The following is a 537-nucleotide window of genomic DNA, read 5'->3' on the forward strand; positions in this document are numbered from 1 at the left end:
ACCTAAACACCTATATGTAATCACAGTAGGTGCACGGGATGGATCTGAAATAAAAAACCCCGCCTCAAGTTTGAGAGCGGGGTTTTTCGGAATTGGAGAGCCTGACGATGTCCTACTTTCACATGCGAATGCACACTATCATTGGCGCTAAGGCGTTTCACGGTCCTGTTCGGGATGGGAAGGGGTGGTACCACCTTGCTATGGTCGTCAGGCAAAGAGGGTTGGCTGTAAGTGCGGTGCCTTGATTGCACTTACTTGTTAGCTAACCAGCGTTGCGGCTGATTGGCTCGATTTGGAATTGATGAGTTATCTTTGAGACAGCGCTGCTATCTTGTTGATGCGTGTTGCGGGTATATCTATTTCAAACAAACTACCTTGGTCTTCATTGAGGCACTTTGGCCTCGGGTAGATTTACTGTGTTGTTTCATGTGCGTATCTTTTAAGCAAGGCTCAATGCTATAGAGCCAAGCCGCACGGGCAATTAGTACTGGTTAGCTTAATGCATTACTGCACTTCCACACCCAGCCTATCAACGTC

2 rRNA genes are annotated in these 537 nt (G+C 47.5%); both read right to left on the minus strand.

Going from position 1 to position 537, the window contains the following annotated elements:
• Positions 1–99 precede the first annotated feature (99 nt).
• Positions 100–212: ribosomal RNA gene (gene rrf, locus PY990_RS16315) — 5S ribosomal RNA — on the minus strand.
• 248 nt (positions 213–460) lie between these two features.
• Positions 461–537: ribosomal RNA gene (locus PY990_RS16320) — 23S ribosomal RNA — on the minus strand; the annotation flags it as partial.

Source organism: Limnobacter olei (assembly GCF_029087225.1).
GTDB classification, from domain to species: Bacteria; Pseudomonadota; Gammaproteobacteria; order Burkholderiales; family Burkholderiaceae_B; genus Limnobacter; species Limnobacter olei.